24 protein-coding genes are annotated in these 24344 nt (G+C 72.2%); 14 read left to right on the top strand and 10 right to left on the bottom strand.

All coding sequences use genetic code 11. From position 1 onward, the window contains the following. Positions 1–47 precede the first annotated feature (47 nt). Complete coding sequence (locus ABJI51_RS34830; RefSeq protein ID WP_348955345.1) at positions 48–1487, top strand: peptide ABC transporter substrate-binding protein; 1440 nt, start codon at positions 48–50, stop codon at positions 1485–1487. Next, positions 1484–2056, top strand: a complete 573-nt coding sequence (locus ABJI51_RS34835; protein ID WP_348955346.1) for a nucleotidyltransferase domain-containing protein — start codon at positions 1484–1486, stop codon at positions 2054–2056. Before ABJI51_RS34830 ends, ABJI51_RS34835 begins: the two co-directional genes overlap by 4 nt. On the opposite strand, the gene ABJI51_RS34840 is transcribed toward ABJI51_RS34835, so the two are convergent. Continuing rightward, positions 2053–2931 carry a LysR family transcriptional regulator gene (locus ABJI51_RS34840; protein WP_348955347.1) on the bottom strand — a complete coding sequence of 293 codons (879 nt, stop codon included), beginning with the start codon at positions 2929–2931 and terminating at the stop codon, positions 2053–2055. The two genes, ABJI51_RS34835 and ABJI51_RS34840, sit on opposite strands and share 4 nt — an antisense overlap. Positions 2932–3001: 70 nt before the next feature. Between ABJI51_RS34840 and ABJI51_RS34845 the strand changes: the two genes are divergently transcribed. Next, a complete protein-coding gene (locus ABJI51_RS34845; protein ID WP_348955348.1) occupies positions 3002–4021 on the top strand; it encodes an SDR family oxidoreductase in 1020 nt (339 codons plus the stop codon). Here the strand turns inward: ABJI51_RS34845 and ABJI51_RS34850 are convergent. After that, positions 4018–4776 carry an SDR family oxidoreductase gene (locus tag ABJI51_RS34850; RefSeq protein ID WP_431605690.1) on the bottom strand — a complete coding sequence of 253 codons (759 nt, stop codon included), beginning with the start codon at positions 4774–4776 and terminating at the stop codon, positions 4018–4020. The two genes, ABJI51_RS34845 and ABJI51_RS34850, sit on opposite strands and share 4 nt — an antisense overlap. Before the next feature lie 102 nt (positions 4777–4878). Here ABJI51_RS34850 and ABJI51_RS43625 point away from each other — a divergent pair, with 102 nt between their 5' ends. Further along, the gene (locus ABJI51_RS43625) at positions 4879–5595 is read left to right on the top strand and encodes a class I SAM-dependent methyltransferase (RefSeq protein ID WP_431605691.1); all 717 of its coding nucleotides are present in this window, start codon (positions 4879–4881) and stop codon (positions 5593–5595) included. On the opposite strand, the gene ABJI51_RS34855 is transcribed toward ABJI51_RS43625, so the two are convergent. The 3 genes from ABJI51_RS34855 to ABJI51_RS34865 form a co-directional block, all read right to left on the bottom strand. After that, positions 5549–7456 (bottom strand): S8 family peptidase, encoded by a 1908-nt coding sequence (locus tag ABJI51_RS34855; protein WP_348955350.1) that lies wholly within the window; start codon positions 7454–7456, stop codon positions 5549–5551. The genes ABJI51_RS43625 and ABJI51_RS34855 overlap by 47 nt on opposite strands. Before the next feature lie 136 nt (positions 7457–7592). Further along, complete coding sequence (locus ABJI51_RS34860) at positions 7593–8495, bottom strand: NADP-dependent oxidoreductase (protein ID WP_348955351.1); 903 nt, start codon at positions 8493–8495, stop codon at positions 7593–7595. Between the two features lie 55 nt (positions 8496–8550). Beyond that, on the bottom strand, positions 8551–9123 hold the full coding sequence (locus ABJI51_RS34865; RefSeq protein WP_348955352.1) for a nucleotidyltransferase family protein: 573 nt from the start codon (positions 9121–9123) through the stop codon (positions 8551–8553). Between the two features lie 23 nt (positions 9124–9146). Here ABJI51_RS34865 and ABJI51_RS34870 point away from each other — a divergent pair, with 23 nt between their 5' ends. Continuing rightward, positions 9147–9599 carry a GNAT family N-acetyltransferase gene (locus ABJI51_RS34870; protein WP_348955353.1) on the top strand — a complete coding sequence of 151 codons (453 nt, stop codon included), beginning with the start codon at positions 9147–9149 and terminating at the stop codon, positions 9597–9599. On the opposite strand, the gene lpdA is transcribed toward ABJI51_RS34870, so the two are convergent. The 4 genes from lpdA to ABJI51_RS34890 all read right to left on the bottom strand — a co-directional run bounded on the left by lpdA (position 9589) and on the right by ABJI51_RS34890 (position 13218). Further along, positions 9589–10980, bottom strand: coding sequence for a dihydrolipoyl dehydrogenase (gene lpdA / locus ABJI51_RS34875; RefSeq protein ID WP_348955354.1), 1392 nt, complete (start codon positions 10978–10980; stop codon positions 9589–9591). The two genes, ABJI51_RS34870 and lpdA, sit on opposite strands and share 11 nt — an antisense overlap. A gap of 102 nt (positions 10981–11082) precedes the next feature. Continuing rightward, on the bottom strand, positions 11083–11946 hold the full coding sequence (locus ABJI51_RS34880) for an alpha/beta fold hydrolase (RefSeq protein ID WP_348955355.1): 864 nt from the start codon (positions 11944–11946) through the stop codon (positions 11083–11085). 31 nt (positions 11947–11977) lie between these two features. Next, positions 11978–12736, bottom strand: a complete 759-nt coding sequence (locus ABJI51_RS34885) for a lysophospholipid acyltransferase family protein (protein WP_348955356.1) — start codon at positions 12734–12736, stop codon at positions 11978–11980. A 77-nt stretch (positions 12737–12813) separates the two neighbouring features. After that, the gene (locus ABJI51_RS34890) at positions 12814–13218 is read right to left on the bottom strand and encodes a nitroreductase family deazaflavin-dependent oxidoreductase (protein WP_348955357.1); all 405 of its coding nucleotides are present in this window, start codon (positions 13216–13218) and stop codon (positions 12814–12816) included. Between the two features lie 212 nt (positions 13219–13430). On the opposite strand from ABJI51_RS34890, the gene ABJI51_RS34895 reads away from it, so the two are divergent. From ABJI51_RS34895 to ABJI51_RS34920, 6 genes are all read left to right on the top strand, one after another. After that, entirely contained in the window at positions 13431–14471 is a 1041-nt protein-coding gene (locus ABJI51_RS34895) for a LacI family DNA-binding transcriptional regulator (RefSeq protein WP_348955358.1), read from the top strand. A gap of 84 nt (positions 14472–14555) precedes the next feature. After that, positions 14556–15689: a DUF993 family protein gene (locus ABJI51_RS34900; RefSeq protein ID WP_348955360.1), complete on the top strand. Its 1134-nt coding sequence runs from the start codon at positions 14556–14558 to the stop codon at positions 15687–15689. Then, a complete protein-coding gene (locus tag ABJI51_RS34905) occupies positions 15689–16501 on the top strand; it encodes a sugar phosphate isomerase/epimerase family protein (RefSeq protein ID WP_348955361.1) in 813 nt (270 codons plus the stop codon). The genes ABJI51_RS34900 and ABJI51_RS34905 overlap by 1 nt, the downstream gene beginning before the upstream one ends. A 40-nt stretch (positions 16502–16541) precedes the next feature. After that, positions 16542–17255, top strand: a complete 714-nt coding sequence (locus tag ABJI51_RS34910; RefSeq protein ID WP_348955362.1) for an IclR family transcriptional regulator — start codon at positions 16542–16544, stop codon at positions 17253–17255. Between the two features lie 46 nt (positions 17256–17301). Further along, positions 17302–18012: a response regulator transcription factor gene (locus ABJI51_RS34915; RefSeq protein WP_348955363.1), complete on the top strand. Its 711-nt coding sequence runs from the start codon at positions 17302–17304 to the stop codon at positions 18010–18012. A 3-nt stretch (positions 18013–18015) separates the two neighbouring features. Then, the gene (locus tag ABJI51_RS34920; RefSeq protein ID WP_348955364.1) at positions 18016–19305 is read left to right on the top strand and encodes a sensor histidine kinase; all 1290 of its coding nucleotides are present in this window, start codon (positions 18016–18018) and stop codon (positions 19303–19305) included. Between the two features lie 114 nt (positions 19306–19419). Here the strand turns inward: ABJI51_RS34920 and ABJI51_RS34925 are convergent, their stop codons facing one another. Then, positions 19420–20253, bottom strand: coding sequence for an SCO6745 family protein (locus ABJI51_RS34925; protein ID WP_431605695.1), 834 nt, complete (start codon positions 20251–20253; stop codon positions 19420–19422). A gap of 218 nt (positions 20254–20471) precedes the next feature. Between ABJI51_RS34925 and ABJI51_RS34930 the strand changes: the two genes are divergently transcribed. Genes ABJI51_RS34930 through ABJI51_RS34940 form a run of 3 tightly spaced genes read left to right on the top strand, consistent with a single transcriptional unit; the run spans position 20472 to position 24291 of the window. Beyond that, positions 20472–21863, top strand: coding sequence for an amino acid permease (locus tag ABJI51_RS34930; protein ID WP_348955366.1), 1392 nt, complete (start codon positions 20472–20474; stop codon positions 21861–21863). Continuing rightward, entirely contained in the window at positions 21860–22603 is a 744-nt protein-coding gene (locus tag ABJI51_RS34935; RefSeq protein WP_348955367.1) for a carbon-nitrogen hydrolase family protein, read from the top strand. The genes ABJI51_RS34930 and ABJI51_RS34935 overlap by 4 nt, the downstream gene beginning before the upstream one ends. Continuing rightward, a complete protein-coding gene (locus ABJI51_RS34940) occupies positions 22600–24291 on the top strand; it encodes a flavin monoamine oxidase family protein (protein WP_348955368.1) in 1692 nt (563 codons plus the stop codon). The genes ABJI51_RS34935 and ABJI51_RS34940 overlap by 4 nt, the downstream gene beginning before the upstream one ends. Positions 24292–24344 lie beyond the last annotated feature (53 nt).

Here is a 24344-nt window from a genome sequence, read left to right on the forward strand (position 1 = left end):
CCGGACACAACCGTCTTTCGTTGCCACCCGCCTGGTAGGACTGGCGCATGCGCCTGCTCGCCCTGCTCGCCGCCCTGGCACTCGCCGTCACCGGCTGCTCCGGCTCCGACTCCGCCCGTCCCGGTGTCCTGACCGTCGGCATCCGGGAGCCCGCGACGCTGCTCCCCGCCGACCTCGCCGACCAGGCGGGCCGGCTGGTGACCGGCGCGCTGTGGACTCCGCTGGCCGACTACGACGCGGTGTCCGGGAAGGTCACGCCGCGCGCGGCCGAGTCGATCACCAGCGCCGACCGGGTGCACTGGACGGTCAAGCTGCGGCCCGCGACGTTCCACGACGGCACCCCGGTCACCGCGCAGTCCTATGTGGACACCTGGAAGGCGGTCGCGGAGGCGCACTGGGTGTCCTCGCCGGTGCTGACGAAACTGCTGCGTGCCAAGGAAATCACCGCGACGGCGCCGGACACGCTCTCGATCGTCCTCGACCGGCCGTCCGGCCAGGTCCCGGCACTGCTGTCGGCGCCGGGCCTGGTGCCGCTGCCGTCGTCGGTGCTGGCCTCCCGCGACTGGAACGGCTTCGCCAAGGCACCGGTCGGCAACGGCCCCTACCGCCTCGACGGCCCGTGGAAGCCCGGCTCGGGCGGGACGCTGAAGCGGGTCGGCGCCGGCCAGGCCGCGGAGATCGAACTGCGGGTCGGCGAGCCCGCGGCCCAGTACGACGAGGTGAAGGCGGGAACGCTCGACCTCGCGGCCGAGGTCCCCGGCGAGAAGCACGAAGCCATGCACGGCGACTTCGGCAACCGCCACGCGAGCTGGGCCCTGCCCGAGGCCGCCTACCTGGTGTTCCCGGTGCAGAACCCACAGTTCGCGGACGCGACGGTCCGCCACGGCTTCGCCCTCGGCGTCGACCGCGCGGCACTGGAGGCCGGTCCGCTGGCCCACCAGGCCGACCCGGCCAAGGCGCTGCTCCCGCCGGTGAACGCCCCGGGCGAGCGCGCCGGCACGTGCCGCCCGTGCAGCTTCGACGCGGCGGCGGGCAAGGCACTGCTGAAGCAGGCGGCCTTCCCCGGCGGCACGACCGTCTACTTCGGACCGGGCGCCGAGACGTGGACCCGGGAGCTGGTGGTCGGGCTGCACAAGGCACTGGACGTTTCCGTGACGGCGTCACCGAAGGCGGGCCAGCCGGACGGTCCGTCCACACTGGACGTCAAGCTGGCCACGGCGAGCCCGTACGAGCTGCTGTCCGAGCTGGCCACGGCCGCGGGGTACACCGACGACGTCTTCCGCCAGAACCTGGCGCTGGCCGACGCGGCGGCCACCCCGGAGGAGGCGGGCGAGCTGTACCGGCTGGTGGAGAACCAGCTGCTGCGCGACCTGCCGGTGGCCCCGCTGTGGTCGGGCCACGGCCACGCGGTCTGGTCCGCGCGCGTCCACGACGTGACGGCGACCCCGTTCACGGGGCCGGTGCTGGCCGGAATCGGTCTCTCGTGACCTGGGATCCGGCGTCGCCGTCCGAGGTGGCGACGCTGTTCGCGGAGATCGGCGTCCCGTGGTGGATCGCGGGTGGCTACGCGATCGAATTCGCCGTCGGCCACGCGTTCCGCGAGCACGCCGACGTGGACGTCCTGCTGCTCCGGCGCGACCAGCTCGCGGTACAGGAAGCGTTGGCGTCGTGGGAATGGTGGGCCGCGGACCCGCCCGGCACGCTGCGGCCGTGGCGCCGCGGCGAGTTCCTCCCGGCCGGGATCGACGACGTGTGGTGCCGCCCCGGGCCGTCGGCGCCGTGGCGGATCCAGGTGATGCTCGACGAGACCGACGGCGGCGAGTGGGTCTCGCGCCGCAACCCGGCCATGCGGCGCCCGATCGCCCGGATCGGCGAGGTGTCGGCGGACGGCATCCCTTACCTGGCCCCGGAAGTCCAGCTGCTGGCCAAGTCCCGCGACATCCGGCCCAAGGACGAACAGGACTTCGCCGAGGCGTTGCCGGTCCTCGACGCCGATCAGCGCCGCTGGCTCGCCGACGCCCTCGACGACGCGCATCCCTGGCGGGCGCGCCTCTAGACCGTGGCGTGCTCGGCGACAGTCTCGATGAACGCCCCGGTCAGCGGGTCGGGAGCGGCACGCGTGTAGGCGGCCAGCGTCCGCCGGACCGGCACCTTCGGCCGCAGCACGCGGCCGTCGAAGCGGGCCGGGAGGACGTTCGCCGGGACCAGCGCCGGCCCCAGGCCCGCCGCCGCGAGGATCGGTGCCGCCGCCGTCTGCTCGGTGCGGACCGCCGCGCGCGGGCGGAAGCCCGCCGCCGCGCACGTCGCGTCGACCAGCTCGGCCAGGCCGTTGCCGGGCGCGTAGTGCACCCACGCGCAGTCCGCCAGCGTCGCGAGGTCGACCACGCCGGTGTCGTCGTCCTCGCGGGCGCCGTCGGCCGGGAGCACCACGACGAACTCCTCGACGCCCAGCTCCCGCACCGGCCCGGCCCAGTCGCCGGGGCACGGCCCGAGCGCGACGTCGGCCTCACCCGCGTTCATCGCGTCGCGCAGCTCGCCGGCGTGGCGGAACTCGATCAGCCGGACGTCGACGTCGGGCCGGTCGCGCCGCCACACGCGCAACGCGGGCGGGAGCACGCCGAGGCTCACCGAATACACCGTGGCGACCTGCAGCTCGCCCGCCGTCGTGCCGGACGTCAGCCGGGCGGCGCAGCGCGCGCGTTCGGCGTCGGCCAGCGCCGCCCGCGCGTGCGGCAGCATCGCCCGGCCCATCGGCGTGAGCCGGACGGCGCGGGGGAGCCGCTCCAGCAGCGGCCCGCCGACGCTGCGCTCCAGCGCCCGCATCTGGTGGGACAACGCGGGCTGCGTGACGTGCAGCTGCTCGGCGGCGCGGGTGAACGAGCCGGTGTCGACCACGGTGACCAGGTACTCCAGCTGCCGCAGGCTTGTCATGAACTCAGTTTATCGACATGGTGACTACTAAGCCTTGGACTTATGCCGCGGCGCCGCCGAGCCTGGAGGCATGGAACGCAAGACAGCAGTGGTGGCCGGGGCCAACGGGATCATCGGCCGGAATCTCGTGGAGCACCTGCGCGCGGACGGCGGCTGGGACGTCGTCGGCCTCTCCCGCCGCGGCGGGCCCGGGACGATCGCCGTCGACCTGCTCGACCCGGCCGACACGCAGGCGAAGCTCGGATCGCTGACCGGCGTCACGCATCTGTTCTACGCGGCCTACCAGGACCGGCCGACGTGGGCGGAGCTGGTGCCGCCGAACCTGGCGATGCTGACGAACGTCGTCGACGCGCTCGAAGCGGCCGCGCCCGGTCTCGAGCACGTGAGCCTGATGCAGGGCTACAAGGTCTACGGCGCCCACCTCGGCCCGTTCAAGACGCCGGCGCGCGAGACCGACGCCGGGCACATGCCGCCGGAGTTCAACGTCGACCAGCAGCAGTTCCTCGAGCGGCGCGCGGGCCGCTGGACGTGGTCGGCGATCCGGCCGTCGGTGGTCGGCGGCACGGCGCTGGGCAACCCGATGAACCTGGCGCTGGTGATCGCGGTGTACGCGTCGATCTCGAAGGAACTCGGCCTGCCGCTGCGGTTCCCGGGCAAGCCCGGCGCGTACGACAGCCTCCTGGAGATGACCGACGCGGGCCTGCTGGCGTCGGCGACGGTGTGGGCGACCGGGCAGCAGGGAGCGTTCAACATCGCCAACGGCGACCTGTTCCGCTGGCGCGAGCTGTGGCCGAAGCTGGCAGCGTACTTCGACCTGGAGGTGGCGCCGCCGCTGCGGATGTCACTGGCCGACGTGATGGCCGACAAGGGTCCACTGTGGACGTCCATGGTGGAGCGGCACGGGCTGTCGGTGTCCTATGCGGACGTTTCGGCCTCGTGGGCGTTCGGCGACTTCGTGTTCGGCTGGGACTACGACGTGTTCGCCGACACGTCGAAGGCGCGCCGCGCGGGCTTCCACGAGTACGTGGAGACCGAGCAGATGTTCTACCGCCTGTTCGACGAGTTCCGGAAGGCGCGGGTGATTCCCTAGCCGCGGCCGATGTAGGGCATGGTCGTCGCGGTGACGGTGAGGAACTGGACGTTGGCTTCGAGCGGCAGCCCGGCCATGTACCGCACCGCGTCGGCCACGTGCCGCACGTCGAAGGTGGGTTCGGCGACGATCCGGCCGTCGGGCTGCGGGATGCCGGCGGCCATCGGCTCGGTCATCTCGGTGGCGGCGTTGCCGATGTCGATCTGCCCGCAGGCGACGTTCCAGGCCCGGCCGTCCAGCGAGATCGACCGGGTCAGCCCGATGACGGCGTGCTTGGTGGCGGTGTAGGCGACGCTGGCGGGCCGCGGCACGTGGGCGGAGATGGAGCCGTTGTTGACGATCCGGCCGCCCCGCGGGTCCTGCTCCTTCATGAGCCGCACGGCCTGCCGCGCGCAGAGGAACATCCCGGTGAGGTTGACGTCGACGGTCCGTTTCCAGTCGTCGACGGAGAGGTCGGCCACGGTGCCGGCGGCACTGACCCCGGCGTTGTTGAAGAGCAGATCGAGCCGTCCCCACTGCGCACGGACGGTCTCGAAGAGGGCTTCGACCTGCTGTTCGTCGGCAACATCGGTGGGGACGACAAGGGCGTCCCCCACCCCGGCGGCGGTCTCGGCAAGGGCGGCCTCCCGCCGCCCGGCAAGGGCGACCCGGTAGCCATCACCGAGCAGGGCCCGGGCCACGGCCCGCCCGATCCCTGACCCGGCTCCGGTCACGACGGCGGTTTTCGCCACTGTGCCTCCTAGGCTTGCTGGCATGGGACTTCGCGCACGTTTCGAGGCCGGGCCGGCCCGGCAACTCGGCCACCTTAGCGGCCTGCGCGGCCGTCTGGTGGGCGCGATGCTGAACCACCGCAACGGGTGGCGGCCTTGGAGCTGAAGGGCACCGAGAGCGCCCTGGGCATCGGCTTCGGCGGCGGCCTGGGCCTGGCACTCCTGCTCCGCGCAGACGGTCCACGGCGTGGACATTTCGGCAACGATGATTTCCCGAGCCCGCACGACGTTCCGCACAGAGATCGCTACCGGCAGCTGCACGAAGGGTCGATGACGAAGCTGCAGTTGCCGGACGATGCGGTGCACGCGATCGTCTCGACGAACACGATCTATTTCATCGACGACCTGGCCGCGGCGTTCGCGGAGGTCAGCCGGGTGCCGGCCCCGGGCGGCCGGCTAGTGCTGGGTATCGGCGACCCAAAGCTGATGGCGAAGTCGGTCCGGAGTCTCAGTGCCGCCGCCCACGCCGCCACTGCAGCTCCCGCCGCCGAGCCCCGCTGCTGCAGCAGCCCCCACCACAGCAGCCCCCACCACAGCAGCCCCCACCACAGCAGCCCCCACCACAGCAGCCCCCACCACAGCAGCCCCCGCCGCTCCCAGGGGGGCGTCCCCAGGCCCAGTCTATCGCCGCCCACGGACAAAACAGGCGGAATGGCGTTGTCCCGCCTCATCCATCCACATCGCCGCCCGCCTGTGGACAACCGGGAACGGCCCGGCGAGCAGCGTGCTTGCCGGGCCGTTCCGTCACCGAAAACTGCTACTTGGGCTGCACGCCCAGTGCCGCCAGTGCCGGGCCCGCCATGATCACGCCCGTGCCCGTCACCGTGTCGAAGCCCGGGGCTCCCAGGTCGATTGCGCTCGACACCAGGGCCGTGCGGATCTGGGCCGGGGTGGCCGTCGGCTTGCCCGACAGCAGCAGGGCCGCGATCGCCGCCGCGTGGGGGGCCGCCGCCGAGGTTCCGAAGAACGGCTGGAAGCCGCTCACCGATGTGGCCACTCCGTCGGCCGCCGTGATGTCCGGCTTGTTGCGGACCGTGCCGCCCGTCGAGGACACGTTGCCCGGCGTGATCGCCGTGCCGTCCGCGTTGTAGAACAGGCGGCGCTTGCCGTCCGACGAGAACCGCTCCCACTTGCTCGATGCCGTGAACAGGCCCGGGTACGGGCCCGCCGGGTTGGCCGGGTCGCCCGTCTCCAGGGGACGGCCGAACGCCGCCGCGGCCGGGGCCGCCGCCACGCTGAACGCGTTCACCGCCGCCGAGTGGCCGTTCGTGACTCCGTTGGTGCTGAACGCCTTGAGCGAACCCGAAGCCACGAAGCGGCCGCGGATGACGTTCAGCGCGATGAACCGGTCGGCGCCGCTGTACTTCACGACCGCCACCTTGTACCCCGAGCCGCTGGTCGGCACGGACGCGATCTCGTACGGGTTCTGCGAACCGGTCTGCGCGTTCTCGCTGGACGCGACGACGCTGCCCGAGGAGTTCAGGATGAACAGGTCGTAGTCGTTGGCGGACTTGCCCCACGGGTCGGACCAGAACAGCGTCACCGGGCGGCCGAGCGAACCCGCCGAGAGCGCGTCGAAGTTCTGCGTGGTGCTGCTGGGGTCGAAGTCGTGCGGGGTGCCGGTGACGCCGCTGATCTTCGACGACGACGCGCGGAAGTCGCCTTCGTAGTAGCCGCTGGTGCCGTCGGTCGCGTTGCCCGAGTTGCCCGCCGAGGAGAAGTACAGCGCGCCGGCCGCGGTCACGTCGTTGACCGCCTGCGCGACCTGCGTGTCCTGGAACGGCGACTCGTCGAAGTAGGAGACGTCGTCGACGATGATCTGGCACTTGCCGGTGCTGCGCAGCGCGCGGATGTTCGCGGCGAAACTGGCCTCGCTGGTGAACGCGGTCGCGAAGCCGAGCGTGGCGTTGGGCGCGAGGTCGTGGATGATCTCCAGCATCGCGGTGCCCTCGTCGCCGCTGCCCTTCTGGCCGGACAGGACGTCGACCGCGGGCAGCTCGCCGGCGGCCTGCGACTTCGCCAGCGAGTCGACGCCGTCGGAGAGCACGCAGACCTTGACACCGGCGCCGCTGACGCCGTACGTCGTGCGGGCGGTGTCGGCGCCGTGCGCCTTGTCCCCTTCGGACACCTGCGTCGCGGCGACGGCCTGCTTGGCCAGCGCGGCGCGGAAGTCGCGGTTGCCGGACTCGCTCCAGGTCGTGGCCTGGGCAGCGGGCTTGACCTCGGCGACGTCGCCGCGGCCGGCGATCGCGTCCAGCGCGGACAGCGGCAGGTCGGCGCGGACGGCACCGTCCGGCGAGGCGTAGCGGACGGTGCCGCCCGCCGCCTTGACGGCGTTCGCGACAGCCTGGTCGCGGGAGGAGACGATGTCGACCGAGACGGTGCCGGCGTTGCTCACGCCCACACCCGAGCGGTAGTCGGGCAGCTTCGCGGCCAGCGACCGGTCGGCCCGCAACCGCTTCTCGACGACCAGCTGGCTCGATTGCTTGCGCTCGGCGGGGCTCAGGCTCTTCTTGATGCTCTGCAGCGCGCTGATGCCCGCTTCGGTGCGCGCGGCCGCCGCGTCCACCATGGACGGCTGCGCCGCCGAGACCCCCGTGGTCAGCAGCATCGCGCCGACCGTCAGCGGAACCGCGTGCGCGGCAACCCGGCTGAATCTCACCATCGATGTCTCCCTGTGGTACTCGGCCGCTCGACCGAATGACACCCGACCGGGTGTAATGGGGAGAATCTAAGGAGTGACTGGTCCGGGGTCCACCGACCAAAGTCGGGAACGCTTCAGGGTTCACATGCTGGAACGGTCAGGGAAACGTGAGAACTATTTTTCCCCGCCCGTGCCCGGTCTCGATTTCCCGGTGCGCGGCCGCGGCCTCGGTGTACGGGTAGGTCCGGCGCACGTGGAAGCGCAGGTCGCCCTTGGCGTAGAGCGCGGCCAGCTCGGCGAGCCGCGCGGCGGAGCGTCCGGATTTCGAGACGAGCACCCCGAGTTCCGCGGCCCGCCCGTGGTCGACGAGCGTGAGGATCCTCCTGCGGTCCGTCACCAGTTCGAGTGAGAGATCGAGTGCCGCGCCACCCGCACCGTCCAGCACGACGTCGACACCCTGCGGCGCCGCGGCCTCGACGCGCTCCCGGAGCCCTTCGCCGTAGACGACCGGCGTGGCGCCCAGCCCGCGCAGGTAGTCCTGGTTGGCTTCGCTCGCGGTGCCGATCACCCGGGCGCCTTTGAGCCGCGCGAGCTGGACGGCGGCGGTGCCCACCGACCCGGCGGCGCCGTGGACGAGCAGCGTCTCCCCCGCCTTCACCTGCAGGGCCTCCAGGGCGATGGACGCGGTCTGCGTGCCCGCGGTGAACCCGCCGGCGACCTCCCACGGCATTTCCGGCGGCTTCGGCGTCACGTCGGTGGCGGGCACGACGATGTACTCGGCGGCGGCCTGCACGGCGGTGAAGCCGAGCACTTCGGTCCCGGCGGCGATGTCCCCGCCGCCTTCGTCGACGACGCCGGCGAACTCGTTCCCCGGCACCCGCGGCCACCCGAGAACCAGCCCGGGCGGCTCCCACCCGGCCCGCACGGCAGCGTCGTACGGCTGCACCCCGGCGGCCTTCACCCGCACCCGCACCTGCCCCGGCCCGGCATGCGGTTCGGGCAGCTCGAGGACGCGCAGCACTTCCGGCCCGCCGAACTCGGTGAACGCAACAGCTTTCACGGCTTCCCTCCAGTTCGTTCCGGAGTTCAGCGTGGAACTTCGAGTAAGCTTGAAGTCAAGACCACGGGAGGACTTGTAACCGCGGCCACTCCCGCTGCCACCGGGCGGCCTTGCGTTCGTAGACCGCCCGCGGGGCCAGTACCCGGTTCGGGCGGACGACCAGGGCGAAGAGGTCCTCGCAGCCGTGCAGCGCGTGGAAGTGCCACGTCCGGTCGCGTTCGAGGCGGACACCGACGCAGGAGCAGACGGCCGGAAACGCATCGATGGCGGCTTCCACCGTCGCGAAGGGCGGGCAGGGAACGCCGAACTTCGCTTCGTACCAGAGATGGACGCGCGCTTCGTTGCGCACTTCCACTTCGGCGGGGAGGTCGCCGTACGCGGCGGCGGCCCGGCGGATCACCCGGTCTTCGGCTTCCCAGCTCAGGTCCGCGGGATCGTGGTAGAACAGGTCGTAGTCCTCGATGCCCTGCGCCGGTTCGCGATCGGTCAGGACGTTCCACACGGTCTGCACCACGCAGCCCGCGGTGAGGTACCAGTCCGGCAAGGCCAGTTCTCGCGCGCGTTCGAGGACTTCGACGAGGATCTCGTTGCGGGACAGCAGATTCCGGAGCCGGTCGGGGTCCGTCATTTTCTCATCGTAGGCTCGGGTGCATGGGCCAGATCGAAATCGTCCGCGCCACGGCAGGCCAGGCCGGTGTCCTGACCGAGCTGATGCACACCTCCTCGGCCTACCAAGGCGGCTATGCGTCCATCCTGGACGGCTACGAGGTCACGCCGGCCTACGTCGAAGCGCACCCCACCTTCGTTGCCACCTCCGCGGGTGAGATCGTCGGCTTCTACGCGCTGATCGAAGACCCCGCGGAACTCGATCTGCTGTTCGTCGCCGACTCCGCACAGGGGCTTGGGGTCGGGCGGCAGCTCGTGGCGCACATGCTCGGCGAGGCTCGGGGACGTGGGCTGCGCAGCGTCCGCGTCGTCGCCCATCCGCCCGCGCTGTCCTTCTACGTGCGGGTGGGCGCGCGGCGCACCGGCACGATCCCGCCGCGACCGCCGAAGGTCGGGTGGGAACGGCCGGAGCTCCGCTTCGACGTTCCTACATGTTGATCATGTGACCCGCGAGGCCGTGGATCGCTTCCTTCACCGCCTCGCCGAGCGTCGGGTGCGCGTGGACGTTGCGGGCCACCTCGTGCACCGTCAGGTCCCACTGCTGGGCCAGCGTCAGCTGCGGCAGCAGCTCCGTCACGTCCGGGCCGATCAGGTGACCGCCGATCAGCTCGCCGTGCTTGGCGTCGCTGATCAGCTTGACGAAGCCCGCCGCGTCGCCGAGGCCGTGGGCCTTGCCGTTGGCCGTGAAGGGGAACTTCGCCACCTGGACGTCGAAGCCCTTCTCGCGGGCCTGCTCCTCGGTCCAGCCGAAGCTGGCGATCTGGGGCTGGCAGTAGGTCGCGCGCGGAATCATCGGGAAGTCCAGCTCCATCGTCTCCGCGCCCGCGATCGTCTCCGCCGCCACCACGCCCATCGCCTCGGACGCGTGCGCCAGCATCAGCTTCGCCGTCACGTCGCCGATCGCGAAGATGTGCGGGACGTTCGTGCGCCCGCGGCCGTCGACCGCGATCGCGCCGCGCTCGGTCAGGGCCACGCCCGTCTTCTCCAGGCCGTAGCCCTCGACGCGCGGCTGGAAACCGATGGCCTGCAGCACCTTGTCCGCTTCGAGGACCTGCTGCCCGTTCTTCTCCGACGACACCGTCACGCGCACCGACGCACCAGAGTCGTCGATCGACTCGACCCGCGTCGAGGTCAGCACCTTGATGCCGAGCTTGCGGTACCGGCGTGCCAGCTCCGCCGACACCTCGGCGTCCTCCAGCGGCACCATCCGGTCGAGGAACTCGACGATGGTGACGTCGACGCCGTAGTTGTGCAGCACGTACGCGAACTCCACGCCGATCGCGCCCGCGCCGGCGATCACGATGCTCGACGGCAGGTCGCTGGAGAGGATCTGCTCCTCGTACGTCACCACGCGCTCACTGCGCGACGTCCCCGGCAGCAGCCGCGTGGTCGCGCCGGTGGCGATGACGCAGTGGCCGAACGTGATCCGCTCGCCGTTCACCTCGATCGTGTGGTCGTCGACGAACGTGCCGTGCCCGTCGAACTCGGTGATCTTGTTCTTCTTCATCAGGAAGTGCACGCCCTTGACGCGCCCCTCGGCGACCTTGCGGCTCCGCTCGTACGCGGCCGTGTAGTCGACGCGGATCGGGCTGTCGGACGAGATGCCGAACGCCTTCGCCTCCTGCGTCACGACGTGCGCCAGCTCGGCGTTGCGCAGCAGTGCCTTCGACGGGATGCACCCGACGTTCAGGCAGACGCCACCCCAGTACTTCTCCTCGACCACCGCGGCGCTCAGCCCCAGCTGGGACGCGCGGATCGCCGCGACGTAGCCGCCTACCCCGGCCCCCAGCACGACGACATCAAAGTGTTGTGCACTCATGCTTGGAGGCTACAGCGGCGCGCAGCGCCTCCGTTGAGGGTGGCGGTGGGGAGGAAGGCGGAGCTACCCTCTTCACGACAGCCTGGCGGGGTGACCCGGGACTCAGCGGGCCAGCAGCTCGCGCAACGCCGTGACCACCTCCTCCGGTCGTTCCTCGGGCAGGAAGTGCCCGCAGTCCAGCACGTGCGTCCGCAGGTCGGGCGCCCACGCACCCCACACCTTCGCGGGATCGAAGGGCAGCTCGGCGACCGGCCGTTGCCACAACGCCGCGACGGGCATCGCCAGCTGACGGCCCGCCGCGCGGTCGGCCGCGTCGTGCTCCGCGTCGACCGTCGCGCTCGCCCGGTAGTCCGCGCACACCGCCGCGATCGCCTCCGGTGCCGACGCCGCCGCCAGGTACTCCGCGCGGACCGGTGGCGGGATCGCCTCCGGGTCGCGGGTCCAGACGTCGAGGAAGTGGCCGAAGAACTCCGACGGCGCCGCGCCGAGCAGCCGTTCCGGCAGTGGCGGTTGGCAAGCCAGCAGGAAGAGGTGGAACGCGAACACCCCGTCGGTGCCGTGCAGCGACTCCCACAGGTCCACGACCGGGATGACGTCGAGCACCGCGAGGTGACCGACGGCTTCCGGGTGGTCGAGCGCCGCACGGAACGCCACCAGCGCGCCACGGTCGTGCCCGGCCAGCGCGAACCGCTCGTGGCCGAGCGCGCGGGCCAGTTCGACGACGTCCGCGGCCATCTCCCGTTTCGAGTAGCCGGTGGGTGGTTTGCCGCTGCCGCCGTAGCCGCGCAGGTCGGGGCAGATCACCCGGTGATCGCGGGCGAGCGACGCCGCGACGTGCCGCCAGGCCAGGTGCGTCTGCGGAAATCCGTGCAGCAGCACGACCGGCGGCCCGGAGCCGCCGACCGCGACGTTGATACTCAGATTCCCGACCGGAACCTGCTGGTAGCCGAACCCTGAAATGGTCATGACGGCAGGCTCTCACCCACCACCGACAATTTCAGGCAGCGATCGACGGCTTCTCCCCGCGGATCTCCACGAGCAGCTCGGTGATCGCGGCCATGATCCGGGCCGTGGCCTCCTCCAGCACCGGACGGCTCAGCTCGCGGCCGGCCAGGTCCGACAGGTCGACCGGCGGCCCGGCGACCAGCTCGACCGTCTTGCGCGGCACCGCGCGCGGCCACCACGACGTGGAGGGCAGCAGGTGGTGGGTTCCCCAGTTGGCCACCGGGATCACCGGCGCCCCGGTTTCCAGCGCCGCGCGCACGACGCCGGTCTTGCCGCGCATCGGCCAGCCGTCGGGGTCGTTCGAGAAGGTGCCTTCCGGGAACACCGCGACGCACTCGCCCGCCCGCACCGAGGCGACCAGGTCGCGGTAGGCCTCCGCCGCCGTCGCGGCGCCGCGGTAGACCGGGATGTGCCGTCCCGACCGCATCACCGAGCGCACCACCGGCACCTGCCACAGCGACGCCTTCGCCAGGTACCGCGGGACACGGCCGGCGGCGAGGCAGAACGCGGTCAGCGTCGTCGGGTCGGCGAAGGACAGGTGGTTCGACGCCACCAGCACGCCGCCGGTCCGGGGGATGTGGTGCGACCCGCGCACGCGGAAGCGGGTGGTCTGGGCGAGGAACTGCCAGACCACCTCGATCGCGAGGCTGTACCAGGCGCCCCGGCCGGCGCGGGCGAAGCGCCGGCCGTAGGCGATCATCTGGCGTCGGGTCAGCAGCTCACCTTCGAGGGCACTCCGGCGGTCGGTCATGAGTGTCATTCGTAGCCGACGACCCGCCGGTGCGGCCCCCGCTCGCGCCGAACGCGGCGCAGATCACAGGAGTAACTTCAGAGCCGCTCGAGGACCACGACGGGGATCTCGCGATCGGTCTTCTTGGCGTACTCGTTGTAGTCCGGCCAGACGGCGGCGAGCTTCTCCCACAGCTTCGCGCGCTCCTCGCCGGACGTCGTGCGGGCGCGGGCCTTGAACTTGTCGGCCTTGATCTGCACGCCGGCCTCGGGGTGCTCCAGCAGGTTGAGGTACCAGCCCGGGTGGTTCGGCGCGCCGCCCTTGGAGGCCACGATCACGGGGTTGCCGTCGACTTCCTGGTAGATCAGGGCGAACTTGCGGTCCTGGCCGGTCTTGCGGCCCTTCGTGGTCAGCACCAGCGTCGGGACGCCTTCCTGCCAGTCGTGGCCGACCTCGCCGTCGGTCTCCTCGTAGCGGCGGACGTGCTCGTCACCGAACAGCATGCGGGTTCCTTTCGCTGTCATCGGGATGTGGCGGGCTCACCACACAACGGTTCCCGCCGACGACAACAAACACACCTCCGGCGATCTTCCCGCAGCATTTCACTCGATCGGGGTACGTTCGCGGAGTAGCGGCGGCTCCCTTCCCGGCCGACTCCCAGTAGATTGCACCGACCGAGCACACGGGTACGCCCGAGAATGATCTTGGAGGAGCCATGAAGGCCCGGCCGCACGTGACACTGGAAGATGTGGCACGCAGCGCGAACGTCTCGCTCGCGACGGCGTCGCGGGTGCTCAACGGCACCGCGTCCGTCCGCGCCGACCTGCGGGAGCGGGTGTCCGCCGCCGCGGCCGAGCTGGCCTATGCCCCGAACGCGCACGCGCAGGCGCTGGCCGGCGGCACGCATCGCACGGTCGGGGTGATCTGCCACGACGTCAGCGACCCGTACTTCGCCGCCATCGCCGGCGGGGTGATGCGGGTGGCGACCGACAACGGGCTGCTCGTGATGCTCGCCGGCACCTTCCGCGACCCGGACCGCGAGGTCGCCTACGTCTCGACGCTGCGCGCGCAGCGGGCGGCGGCGATCCTGCTGATCGGCTCGGCGTTCGAGGACCGGGCGTGGGAACGCGCGATGGCGGCCGAGCTGGAGCCCTACCGCCGCGGCGGCGGCCAGGTGGCGGCGGTCAGCAGGCACCGCGGCCTCAAGATCGACACGGTCCAGCCGGACAACAAGGGCGGCGCGGCCGCGCTGGCGAAGGCGCTGGTCGAGCAGGGACACAAGCGGTTCGCGGTGCTCGTCGGCCCGCGGCGGCTGAGCACGGTGATCGACCGGCTGGCCGGGTTCTCCGCCGAGCTGGCTGCGCACGGCATCGAGCTGCGCGAAGACGACGTCATCGAGGCGGCGTTCAGCCGCGACGGCGGGTACGAAGCGACGAAGCGGCTGCTCGCCGGCCGCAGGCGCAAGCTGCCGACGTGCGTGTTCGCCGTCACCGACGTGATGGCGATCGGCGCGCTGACGGCGTTGCGGGAGGAAGGCCTGTCGGTGCCCGGCGACATCTCGGTGGCCGGCTTCGACGACATCCCGGTGGTCCGCGACCTGGCCCCGGCGCTGACCACGGTCCGGCTGCCGCTGGAGGAGCTGGGCGAGCGGGCGATGGACCTGGCGATCAAGGGCTCCGCGGGCGCCCGGCCGCGGACGGTCCGGCTGTCGGGCGAGGTCGTGCTGCGCGAGAGCACCGCACGCCCCCGGCGCTGACCCCACCAGGGCCTTGTCGTACCCCGGCACAGGCCCTACCGTGGGCATGAGAAAGCGCTTTCAGACTCTTCCGGAGGTCCTCGAATGCTCGTGCTCCCGGCTCCCGGCGGCGAGCTGCTGAACTGGTCGCCGTCCGGGACGCGGCCGCCCGTACCGCCGAAGACGCCGCCGGCGTCGCGCGTCGCCTACGCCGCCGCGCACGTCGTCGCCGACGCGCTGGCCGGCGAACCCTACGCCGTCGACTGGGACACCACCCTCGCCTTCCGGGAACACCTCTGGGCGTGCGGGCTCGGCGTCGCCGAGGCCATGGACACCGCGCAGCGCGGCATGGGCCTCGACTGGGACACCACGCAGGAACTCGTGACGCGCACCGGCGCGATCGCGGCCGGACGCCGGTGGTGCGCCGGGGTCGGCACCGACCAGCTGCCCGCCGGTCCGGCCACCATCACGTCCATTGTGGACGCCTGGCGCGAGCAGCTGGAGCTGGTCTCCGGCGCCGGCGCGGTCCCCGTCGTCATGGCCAGCCGGGCGCTGGCCGCGGCCGCCACCGGCCCCGGCGACTACCATGCGGCGTACGGGAAACTGCTGTCCGAGGCCGGCGGCCCGGTCCTGCTGCACTGGCTGGGCGAGCAGTTCGACCCCGCGCTGGCCGGCTACTGGGGCCACGACGACGTCCGCGCCGCCGCCCGGGAACTCGCGGCCCTGTGCGCCGAGCACGCCGGCACCATCGCCGGCGTGAAAGTTTCGGTGCTGGACGCGGCGATCGAGACCGAATTCCGCCGCGCGCTGCCGCCGGGCGTCGCCTGCTACACCGGCGACGACTTCAACTACCCCGAGCTGATCGCCGGCGACGCCGACGGCCACAGCGAGGCCCTCCTCGGCATCTTCGACCCGATCGCGCCGGTCGCCGCGGCCGCGCTGGCCCGGCTCGACGACGGCGACCGCGCGGGGTTCCGCACGCTGCTCGACCCCACCGTGACGCTGTCGCGCGAGATCTTCCGCGCGCCGACCCGGCACTACAAGACCGGCGTGGTCTTCCTGGCCTACCTCAACGGCCACCAGAACCACTTCCGGATGATCGCCGGGCAGGAGTCCGCGCGCACGATCACCCACCTGGCGACGCTTCTGCGGCTGGCCGACGAGGCAGGCGTGCTCGCCGATCCCGACCTGGCCGTGGCGCGGATGCGGCCGCTGCTGCAGGCGGCGGGGGTGGCGTGATGGACCCGCGGCTGAGCCTCAACCAGATCACCACCAGGTCGTGGTCGCTGCCCGAAGCGGTGGCCGGCTGTGCCGCGGCGGGCGTCGGCTGGATCGGGCTGTGGCGGGACAAGGTCGCCGAAACCGGCGTCGACGAAGCCGCGCGGCTGCTCAAGGAACACGGCGTGCGGGTGTCGTCGCTGTGCCGCGGCGGGTTCTTCACCGGGGTCACGCCGGAAGGCGCGCCGGTGGACGGCGTCGCGCAGACGCGGGAGGCGATCGACGAGGCCGCCGCGCTCGGCGCCGAGGTGCTCGTGCTGGTGGTCGGCGGGATCGCGGGCAACGACCTGGCCGCGTCGCGGCAGCGGGTCGCCGACGCCGTCGGCGAGCTGGCGCCGTACGCCGGGGAACGCGGGGTACGGCTCGGCCTGGAGCCGCTGCACCCGATGCAGTGCGCGGAGCGCTCGGTGCTGTCCACTGTGGACCAGGCGCTGGCCGTCGCCCGCGAGCACCCCGCCGAGCAGGTCGGCGTGATCGTCGACGAGTTCCACGTCTGGTGGGACCCGCGGATCGAGGAGTCGATCGCCGCGGCGGCAGGCCGGATCGCCGGCTTCCACGTGTGCGACGTGCTCGTGCCGCTGCCCGATCCGCTGCTGGGCCGGGCCCTGCCCGGCGACGGCCCGATCGACCACCGGCACCTGCGCGCTTGTGTCGAGGCGGCCGGGTACGACGGCCCGATCGAGGTCGAGGTGTTCAACGCGCAACTGTGGGCCCGGCCGGGAGCGGAAGTGCTCGCGGAGACCGTCACGGCGTTCGACCGGTACGTGGCCTGAATGGTCCACCAAGCGGTACGCTGGGTCCGGGGGTCGCGCGATGAAACCGGACGGTGACGACGGAGCGGTCCGCAGCGTGCTGCGCACGTTCGACCTGCTCGCCCTGTTCACCGAACGCCACCGGACGTGGACGGTCAAGGACCTCACGGCGGCCAGCGGCCTGGCCAAGACGACCGTGCTGCGGCTGGTCGCCACCTGCGAGCAGCGCGGCCTGCTGTGGACCCGCCCCGACGGGCGGATCACGGTCGGGCCCGGCATGCTGCGCTGGGCGCAGCTGGCGAACTCGGCGTGGCAGCTGCCCGAGCCGGTCCGCCAGGTGCTGCGCGAGCTGGCCGCCGGGTGCGGCGAGACGGTGAACCTCTACGTCCGGAGCAGTTCGGTGCTGGTCTGCGTGGCCCAGCAGGAGGGAACGCGGGCCATCCGGCACGTCGGCCGCGTCGGCGACGAGCTGCCGCTCGACTGCGGCGCCGCCGGGCAGGTGCTCGGCGGCGGCACCGCGGGCGCGGCCAGCGTCGCCGCACCTGTGCACGACGGCGGCACCCCGAGTGCGGCAGTCAGCCACGGACAGCCGGAGGCGGGAGCGTCCAGCGTCGCCGCGCCGGTGCACGACGGCGAGGGGCGGGTGCTCGCCGCGCTCACTCTCACCGGGCCGGCCGGGCGGTTCGGCGATGCCGAGGTTGCTGCGTTTTGCGAGGCCGTCACCGCGGCCGCGCGCCGGATATCGCAGATCGGCCTCGGCACGCGGACGGAATAGACCACAATCACCCGGTTCCCGATGAAGGGTTGGTTAGGCTTCCCGCATGTCGAAGCTGCTGGTGGTGGAAGACGACGCGGCGATCGGCAGCGTGCTCGAATCGACCCTGCGACTGCACGGTTACGAAGTGTGCTGGCGACGCGACGGGCGCAGTGCCCAGCAGGCCGCCGAAGCCGGTGACTTCGAGCTCGTGCTGCTCGACCTCGGCCTGCCCGACCTCGACGGCGTCGAGGTCTGCCGCCGCCTGCGGACCGCGCTGCCCGCGTCGGTGCTGGTCATCCTCACCGCCCGGCAGGAGGAGATGGACGTCGTCGTCGGCCTCGACGCGGGCGCCGACGACTACCTCACCAAGCCGATCCGGCTGGGCGAGCTGCTGGCCAGGGTGCGGGCGCACCTGCGGCGCGGCGCGCCCGCCGGTGCCCGGCCGCCGGTGAACGTCGGCGGGCTGACCGTCGACATCGCCGGCCGCCGCGCCACGCTGCACGGGCGCGAGGTGGTGCTGCGGGCCAAGGAGTTCGACCTGCTGGCCCGGCTCGCCGAGCAGCCCGGGGTCGCGGTCAGCCGCGAGACGCTGATGGCCGAGGTCTGGGACGCGCACTGGTACGGCTCGACGAAGACGCTGGACGTGCACATCGCGGCGGTGCGCCGCAAGCTCGCCGCGGCCGCCGGACCGGACGCCGAGGTGCCGCGGATCGCGACGCTGCGCGGGCACGGCTACCGGCTGGAGGACCCGGCGCGGTCCGCGGCCGAAGGCTGACCGGTGCGCCGCCGGATCACCTCGCTGACGGTGCTGGCCGCCCTCGTCGCGACCGTGCTGTTCGCGCTGCCGCTGGGCATCGCGGTCTGGCAGTACTACCACGACGACGCGAAAGGCGACCTGGAGCGAGCCGCGGACACCGTCGCGCTGGTCGTGGCGGCGGACCTGAACGCCGGGCGGCGGCCGGTCGTGCCCCCGCGTGACGAGGAGGACGACGAAACCGACGGCGAGGTCGGGGTCTACGCCACGGACGGGCGGCTGCTCGCCGGGCACGGACCGGCCGTCGGCGGCCCGGTCGAGCGGCAGGCGGCCCAGGCGACGGTGGACGTCGTCATCGGCCGCGAGGGCGACGAAATCGCGCTGGCCGTGCCGGTCATCAGCGGGCCGCGGGTGACCGGCGTGGTCCGCGCCGCGCTGCCGCAGTCCGAGCTGCGGCTGCGGATCATCCTGACCTGGGTCGGCATGGCCGGGCTCGCGCTCGCGACCACCGGGGTGAGCTGGCTGCTCGCCCGGCGGTTCACGGCACGGCTGGTCCGGCCGCTGGAAGAGCTGGCCGCCGCGGCCGAGCGGCTCGGCGACGGCGACTTCACCGCCCGGTCGCCGCGGGCAGGCATCGCCGAGATCGACCAGGTCGGCGAGGCACTGGGCGCCACCGCGACCCGGATCGGCGAGACGCTGGAACGCGAGCGCGCGTTCTCCGCGGAGGCGTCGCACCAGCTGCGGACCCCGCTGACCGGGCTGCGCCTGCAGCTGGAAGCGGCGCTGGAGACCCCGGCCGCGGACCCGTACGCGGCGATCCGCGCCGGGATCGCGTCCGCCGACCGGCTGGAACGCACCATCGAGGACCTGCTGTCACTGGGCCGCGAACGCCGGGCGCCGCGCGCCGAGCTGGATCTCGACGCGCTGCTCGAGGAGGTCCGGCAGGCCGGGGAGACGCTGCTGGTGCCGCAGGGCCGGACGCTGCGGATCGTCCGGGAGGACCCGCCGCCTGCCCACGCGGCCGCCGCGGCGGTCCGGCAGGTCCTCGGCGTGCTGCTGGACAACGCGGCGACGCACGGCCGTGGCCGGGTCACCGTGGTGGCCCGCGACGCCGGCGACGCGCTGGCCATCGACGTCGCCGACGAAGGCCCGGACCTCGGCGAGACCGACCCGTTCGCGACGGCGGCCAGCGGCCACGGCATCGGCCTGCGGCTCGCCCGCAGCCTCGCCGAGGCCGAAGGCGGACGGCTGCGCCTGAGCCGTCCCCACCCGCCGACGTTCACCCTGCTCCTCCCGGCCGACGCCCCGGCGTGACGAACCGGGCATCACACGTGACTGGAGAGGCATCACGCGTGATTGGAGGGGCATCGGCCGTGATGCCTGCCGGATCACGGGTGATACCCCTCGGGACACGCGTGATTCCCCTGGCTACATCGGGAAGGTTTTGCGGAAGACGGCCGAGATCGGGGCGAGGTCGGTGATCAGGCGGTCGAGGTCGCCCGGGCTCAGGATCGTGTACGGGGCCTCCGCGAGACGGTCGGTCAGTGCCTCGACGCGGTCCTTCGTGGCCCGGCCTTCGTCGGTCAGCCAGCCGTCGGGGCCGACGAGACCGCGGGCGCGCATGCCGTCGACGACCGCGTCCAGCTGGGCGGCGGGCAGGTGCCAGACGCGACCGAAGCTCTTCGCGGGCGTGCCGGTGGCCAGTGCGTGGAGCACGTGGGCCTCGGTCCCGCCGATGCCTTCGGCCATCAGGGCGACGATGTGGCCGTCGCCGCGGTGCTCGCGCAGCAGCGTGGTCGCGTGCCACAGCCGGGCGACCGGTTCCTGCGGTGCCGGGAGCGTGCGCAGGGCGGCGTAGAGCGGCCGTCCCTCCACGGGCGCGCTGGTGGCGGCCTTCAGCAGCAGGTCGCCTGCCCGGGCGACGGCCGGGTCGTCGGCGAGGGCACCGAGGATGCGGCGCATGCCCGCGACGCAGCCGCGTTCCCGGGCGGCCAGCGCCGCCTCGGGCGTGGTCACGTCCCACACCCGGGGAATGTGGCGGGCGACCTCGCCGGGGGCGAAGTTGTAGAAGACCGCGTGGATCACCTCGGCGGGCACCGACGGACCGAACGGCGCCGCCCGGCCGGCGAAGTAGGCGTCCCACTGGTTGCGCAGGCCGAGCGCCATCAGGGCTTCGTCCGACTCGTCGGCGAAGTAGGGCACCAGGCCGAGCGGCTCGACCAGGTCGTACATGCGGCGGGCGACGGGCTGCTGGTGCGACATCTTCATCCCCTGTGGGGTCCTGGCGGCGCCCTCTTGGCGGCCGCTCACCTGCTCCACGAACGGCTCACCGGCAATCCGACACCCGGCGGCGGATTCGCGCAAACTCGGAACGAATCGCCACGATCCGACTGTCTTGTGCAATGAATCACCTGTGATTCATCTGTACGCGCAACGTTCTCCTGTTTTGCCCGCCGGGAGCGGCCGATACGGTCGTCGGCATGAAGTTACGGGCCGCGACGGCGCGGCGGAAACCGGTCGCCGACCTGGTCGCCGAAGGTGATCATGGCACGTTGAAGCGGTCGCTCGGCCTCGGGCAGCTCACCATGCTGAGCATCGGGGCGACGCTGGGCAGCGGGATCTTCGTCGTGCTCGGCGAGGCCGTCCCGGTGGCCGGGCCCGCGGTGGTCCTCTCGTTCGTCCTCGCCGGGGTCACGGCGTTGTTCTCGGCGCTGTCCTACGCCGAGCTGGCCGGGATGATCCCGCTGTCCGGTTCGTCCTACTCCTACGCGTACGCCACGCTCGGCGAGCTGGTCGCCTGGGTCTGCGGCTGGTGCCTGGTGCTCGAATACGGCGTCTCGGTCGCGTCCGTGGCCGTCGGCTGGGGGCAGTACCTCAACGAGCTGCTGCGGCTGGCCTTCGGCTTCGCGATCCCGGACGCGCTCAGCCAGCCACCCGGCTCCGGCGGCGTCGTCAACGTGCCCGCCATCCTCGTCGTGCTCCTCGCGATGGTCCTGCTGCTGTCCGGGGCGAAGGAGAGCGCGCGGGCGAACGCGGTCATGGTGGTGGTCAAGATCGGCACGCTGGTGCTGTTCTGCGTCATCGCGTTCAGCGCCGTGCGGGCCCGCAACTTCACGCCGTTCCTGCCGCTCGGGCTGGCCGGGCTCAGTGCCGGCGGAGCCAAGCTGTTCTTCTCCTACATCGGCTTCGACGCGGCCTCGACCGCGGGCGAGGAGGCGAAGAACCCGCAGCGCGACCTGCCGCGCGCGATCCTGCTCTCGCTCGGCATCGTCACGGTCCTGTACTGCCTGGTCGCCGTCGCCGCGGTCGGCGCGCTGCCGTGGCAGGAGTTCGACGGCCAGGAGGCCGCGCTCTCGCACGTGCTCAGCGTCGTGTCGGACAACCCGTTCTGGGCCGGGCTGCTGGCCGTCGGCGCGATCGTGGCGATCTCCAGTGTCGTGCTGACCGTCCTCTACGGACAGACCCGCATCCTCTTCGCGATGTCCCGCGACGGGCTCGTCCCGGCGTCGCTGTCCAAAGTGGACGCGAGGACGGGGTCGCCGCGGATCAACACGCTCGTGGTGTCGGGCTTCGTCGCCGTCCTGGCCGCGTTCATCCCGCTCGGGAAGCTCGCCGACGCCACCAGCATCGGGACGCTGTTCGCGTTCGGGCTGGTCAACGTCGCCGTGCTGATCCTGCGGCGGCGCCAGCCCGAGCGGGCGCGCTCGTTCCGCGTGCCGCTCGCGCCGGTCACGCCGGTCCTGGGCGTGCTCTGCTGCGCGTACATGATGCTCAGCCTCGACGGCGCGACCTGGGTCGTCTTCGGCGCCTGGATGGTGCTGGGCCTGCTGATCTACTTCGGTTACGGGATCCGGAGGTCGAGGCTGGCATGAGGGTCGCGATCCACCAGGGCCCGCTCGGCTCCCTGTCCGGCGGCGGCGCCGACCTCGTCGTCACCGCGGAGATGGGCACCACCGGCTATCACATCGGCGCGCGCACGCACGAACTCGCCGAACCCTCCGACGGGCCGACGGCGGCCCGGATGGCCGCGCTGGCCCGGCGACTGGGCGCCGCGCTGGTGTACGGCTACCCGGAAACCGACGGCGAGCACGTCTACAACAGCGTCCAGCTCGTCGACGCCACCGGGCGGCGGCTGGCCAACTACCGCAAGACACACCTGTTCGGCGACCTCGACCGGGCGTGGTTCACCCCCGGCGACGAGCCGGTCGTGCAGGCCGACCTCGGCGGCGTCCGGGTCGGGCTGCTCATCTGCTACGACGTCGAGTTCCCGGAGCTGGTCCGCGCGCACGCACTGGCCGGCACCGAACTGCTGGTCGTGCCGACCGCGCTGATGAGTCCCTACGAGGTCGTCGCCGACACGCTCGTGCCCGCGCGCGCCTACGAAAGCCAGCTGTTCGTCGCCTACGCGAACCGCTGCGACACCGAGCAGGAACTGACCTACTGCGGCCGGTCCTGCGTCGTGGCCCCGACCGGTGAGGTGCTCGCCCGCGCCGGATCCGGGCCCGGGGTGATCGCCGCCGACGTCACGCGCGACGCCGTCACCGCGTCCCGCCTGGAGAACACCCACCTGGCCGACCGACGGCCCGAACTGTACCGGGGAACCACCGCATGACCTCCGCCGTCCCGACCGCGATCCACCACGACGAACCGGCGGGCCGCCCGATCACGATGTTCGGGCCGGACTTCCCGTTCGCCTACGACGACTACCTCGCCCACCCGGCCGGGCTCGGCTCGGTGCCCGCCGAGCGGCACGGCACCGAGGTCGCCGTGATCGGCGGCGGCCTCTCCGGCATCGTCACCGCGTACGAGCTGATGAAGCTGGGGCTGCGGCCGGTGGTGTACGAGATCGCCGAGATCGGCGGCAGGCTGCGCACGGTGCGGTTCCCCGGCTGCCCCGACGACGTCGTCGCGGAGATGGGCGCGATGCGTTTCCCGCCCGCGTCGACCGCGCTGTTCCACTACATCGACAAGGTCGGGCTGGAGACGACGCCGTTCCCGAACCCGCTGGCGCCGGGGACGCCGAGCACCGTCGTGGACCTCAAAGGACAGAGCCACTACGCGCGCACGCCCGAGGACCTGCCCGCCGTCTTCCGCGACGTCGCGGCAGCCTGGGACCGGACGCTCGCCGAGCACGCGTCGTTCGCCGAGATGCAGACGGCCATCCGCGACCGCGACGCGAAGACGATCAAGCGCCTGTGGAACGAGCTGGTCCCGCGGCTGGACAACCAGACGTTCTACGGCTTCCTCTGCGACTCCCCCGCGTTCGCCTCCTTCCGCCACCGCGAGATCTTCGGCCAGGTCGGCTTCGGCACGGGCGGCTGGGACACCGACTTCCCGAACTCCATCCTGGAGATCCTGCGCGTGGTCTACACCGGCGCCGACGACGAGCACCGCAGCATCGTCGGCGGCAGCAGGCAGCTGCCACTGCGGCTGTGGGAGCACGCCCCGGCGGAAATCGCTTTCTGGCCGTCCGGGACGACACTGGCGTCGCTGCACGACGGCCGTCCCCGGCCGGGCGTCACGCGGCTGCACCGCACCGCGCCGAACAACATCACCGTGACCGACGCGGACGGGCACATCCGGACGTTCCCGGCGGCGGTGTTCACCGCGCAGAGCTGGATGCTGCTGTCCAAGATCGAATGCGACGAGGCACTGTTCCCGATCGACCACTGGACGGCGATCGAGCGCACGCACTACATGGAGTCGTCGAAGGTGTTCGTCCCGGTCGACCGGCCGTTCTGGCTGGACCGCGACCCGGCGACCGGCCGCGACACGATGAGCATGACGCTCACCGACCGCATGCCGCGCGGCACCTACCTGCTCGGCGACGACCCGGACAAGCCCGCGGTGATCTGCCTGTCCTACACGTGGGCCGACGATTCGCTGAAGTGGCTGCCGCTTTCGGTCACCGAGCGCGTCGAGGTGATGCTGCAGTCGCTGCGCGAGATCTACCCCGGCGTCGACGTCCGTCGGCACATCATCGGCGACCCGGTGACGGTGTCGTGGGAGGCGGAACCGCACTTCATGGGCGCGTTCAAGGCCAACCTGCCCGGCCACTACCGCTACCAGCACCGGCTGTTCACGCACTTCGTGCAGGACGAGCTGCCGCCGCGCTACCGCGGGCTGTTCCTGGCGGGCGACGACATCTCGTGGACCGCGGGCTGGGCGGAGGGCGCGGTCCAGACGGCACTCAACGCGGTGTGGGGCGTGCTGCACCACTTCGGCGGGGAAACGCATCCGGCGAATCCGGGACCCGGCGACGGCTTCGCGGACATCGCGCCGATCGCCCTTCCGGACTGACGGACCGGACCGGCGGGCGATCACTCTCCCGGACCGGCCGTGCCCCGATCGTG

It is taken from the genome of Amycolatopsis melonis (assembly GCF_040064235.1).
Taxonomy (GTDB): domain Bacteria; phylum Actinomycetota; class Actinomycetes; order Mycobacteriales; family Pseudonocardiaceae; genus Amycolatopsis; species Amycolatopsis melonis.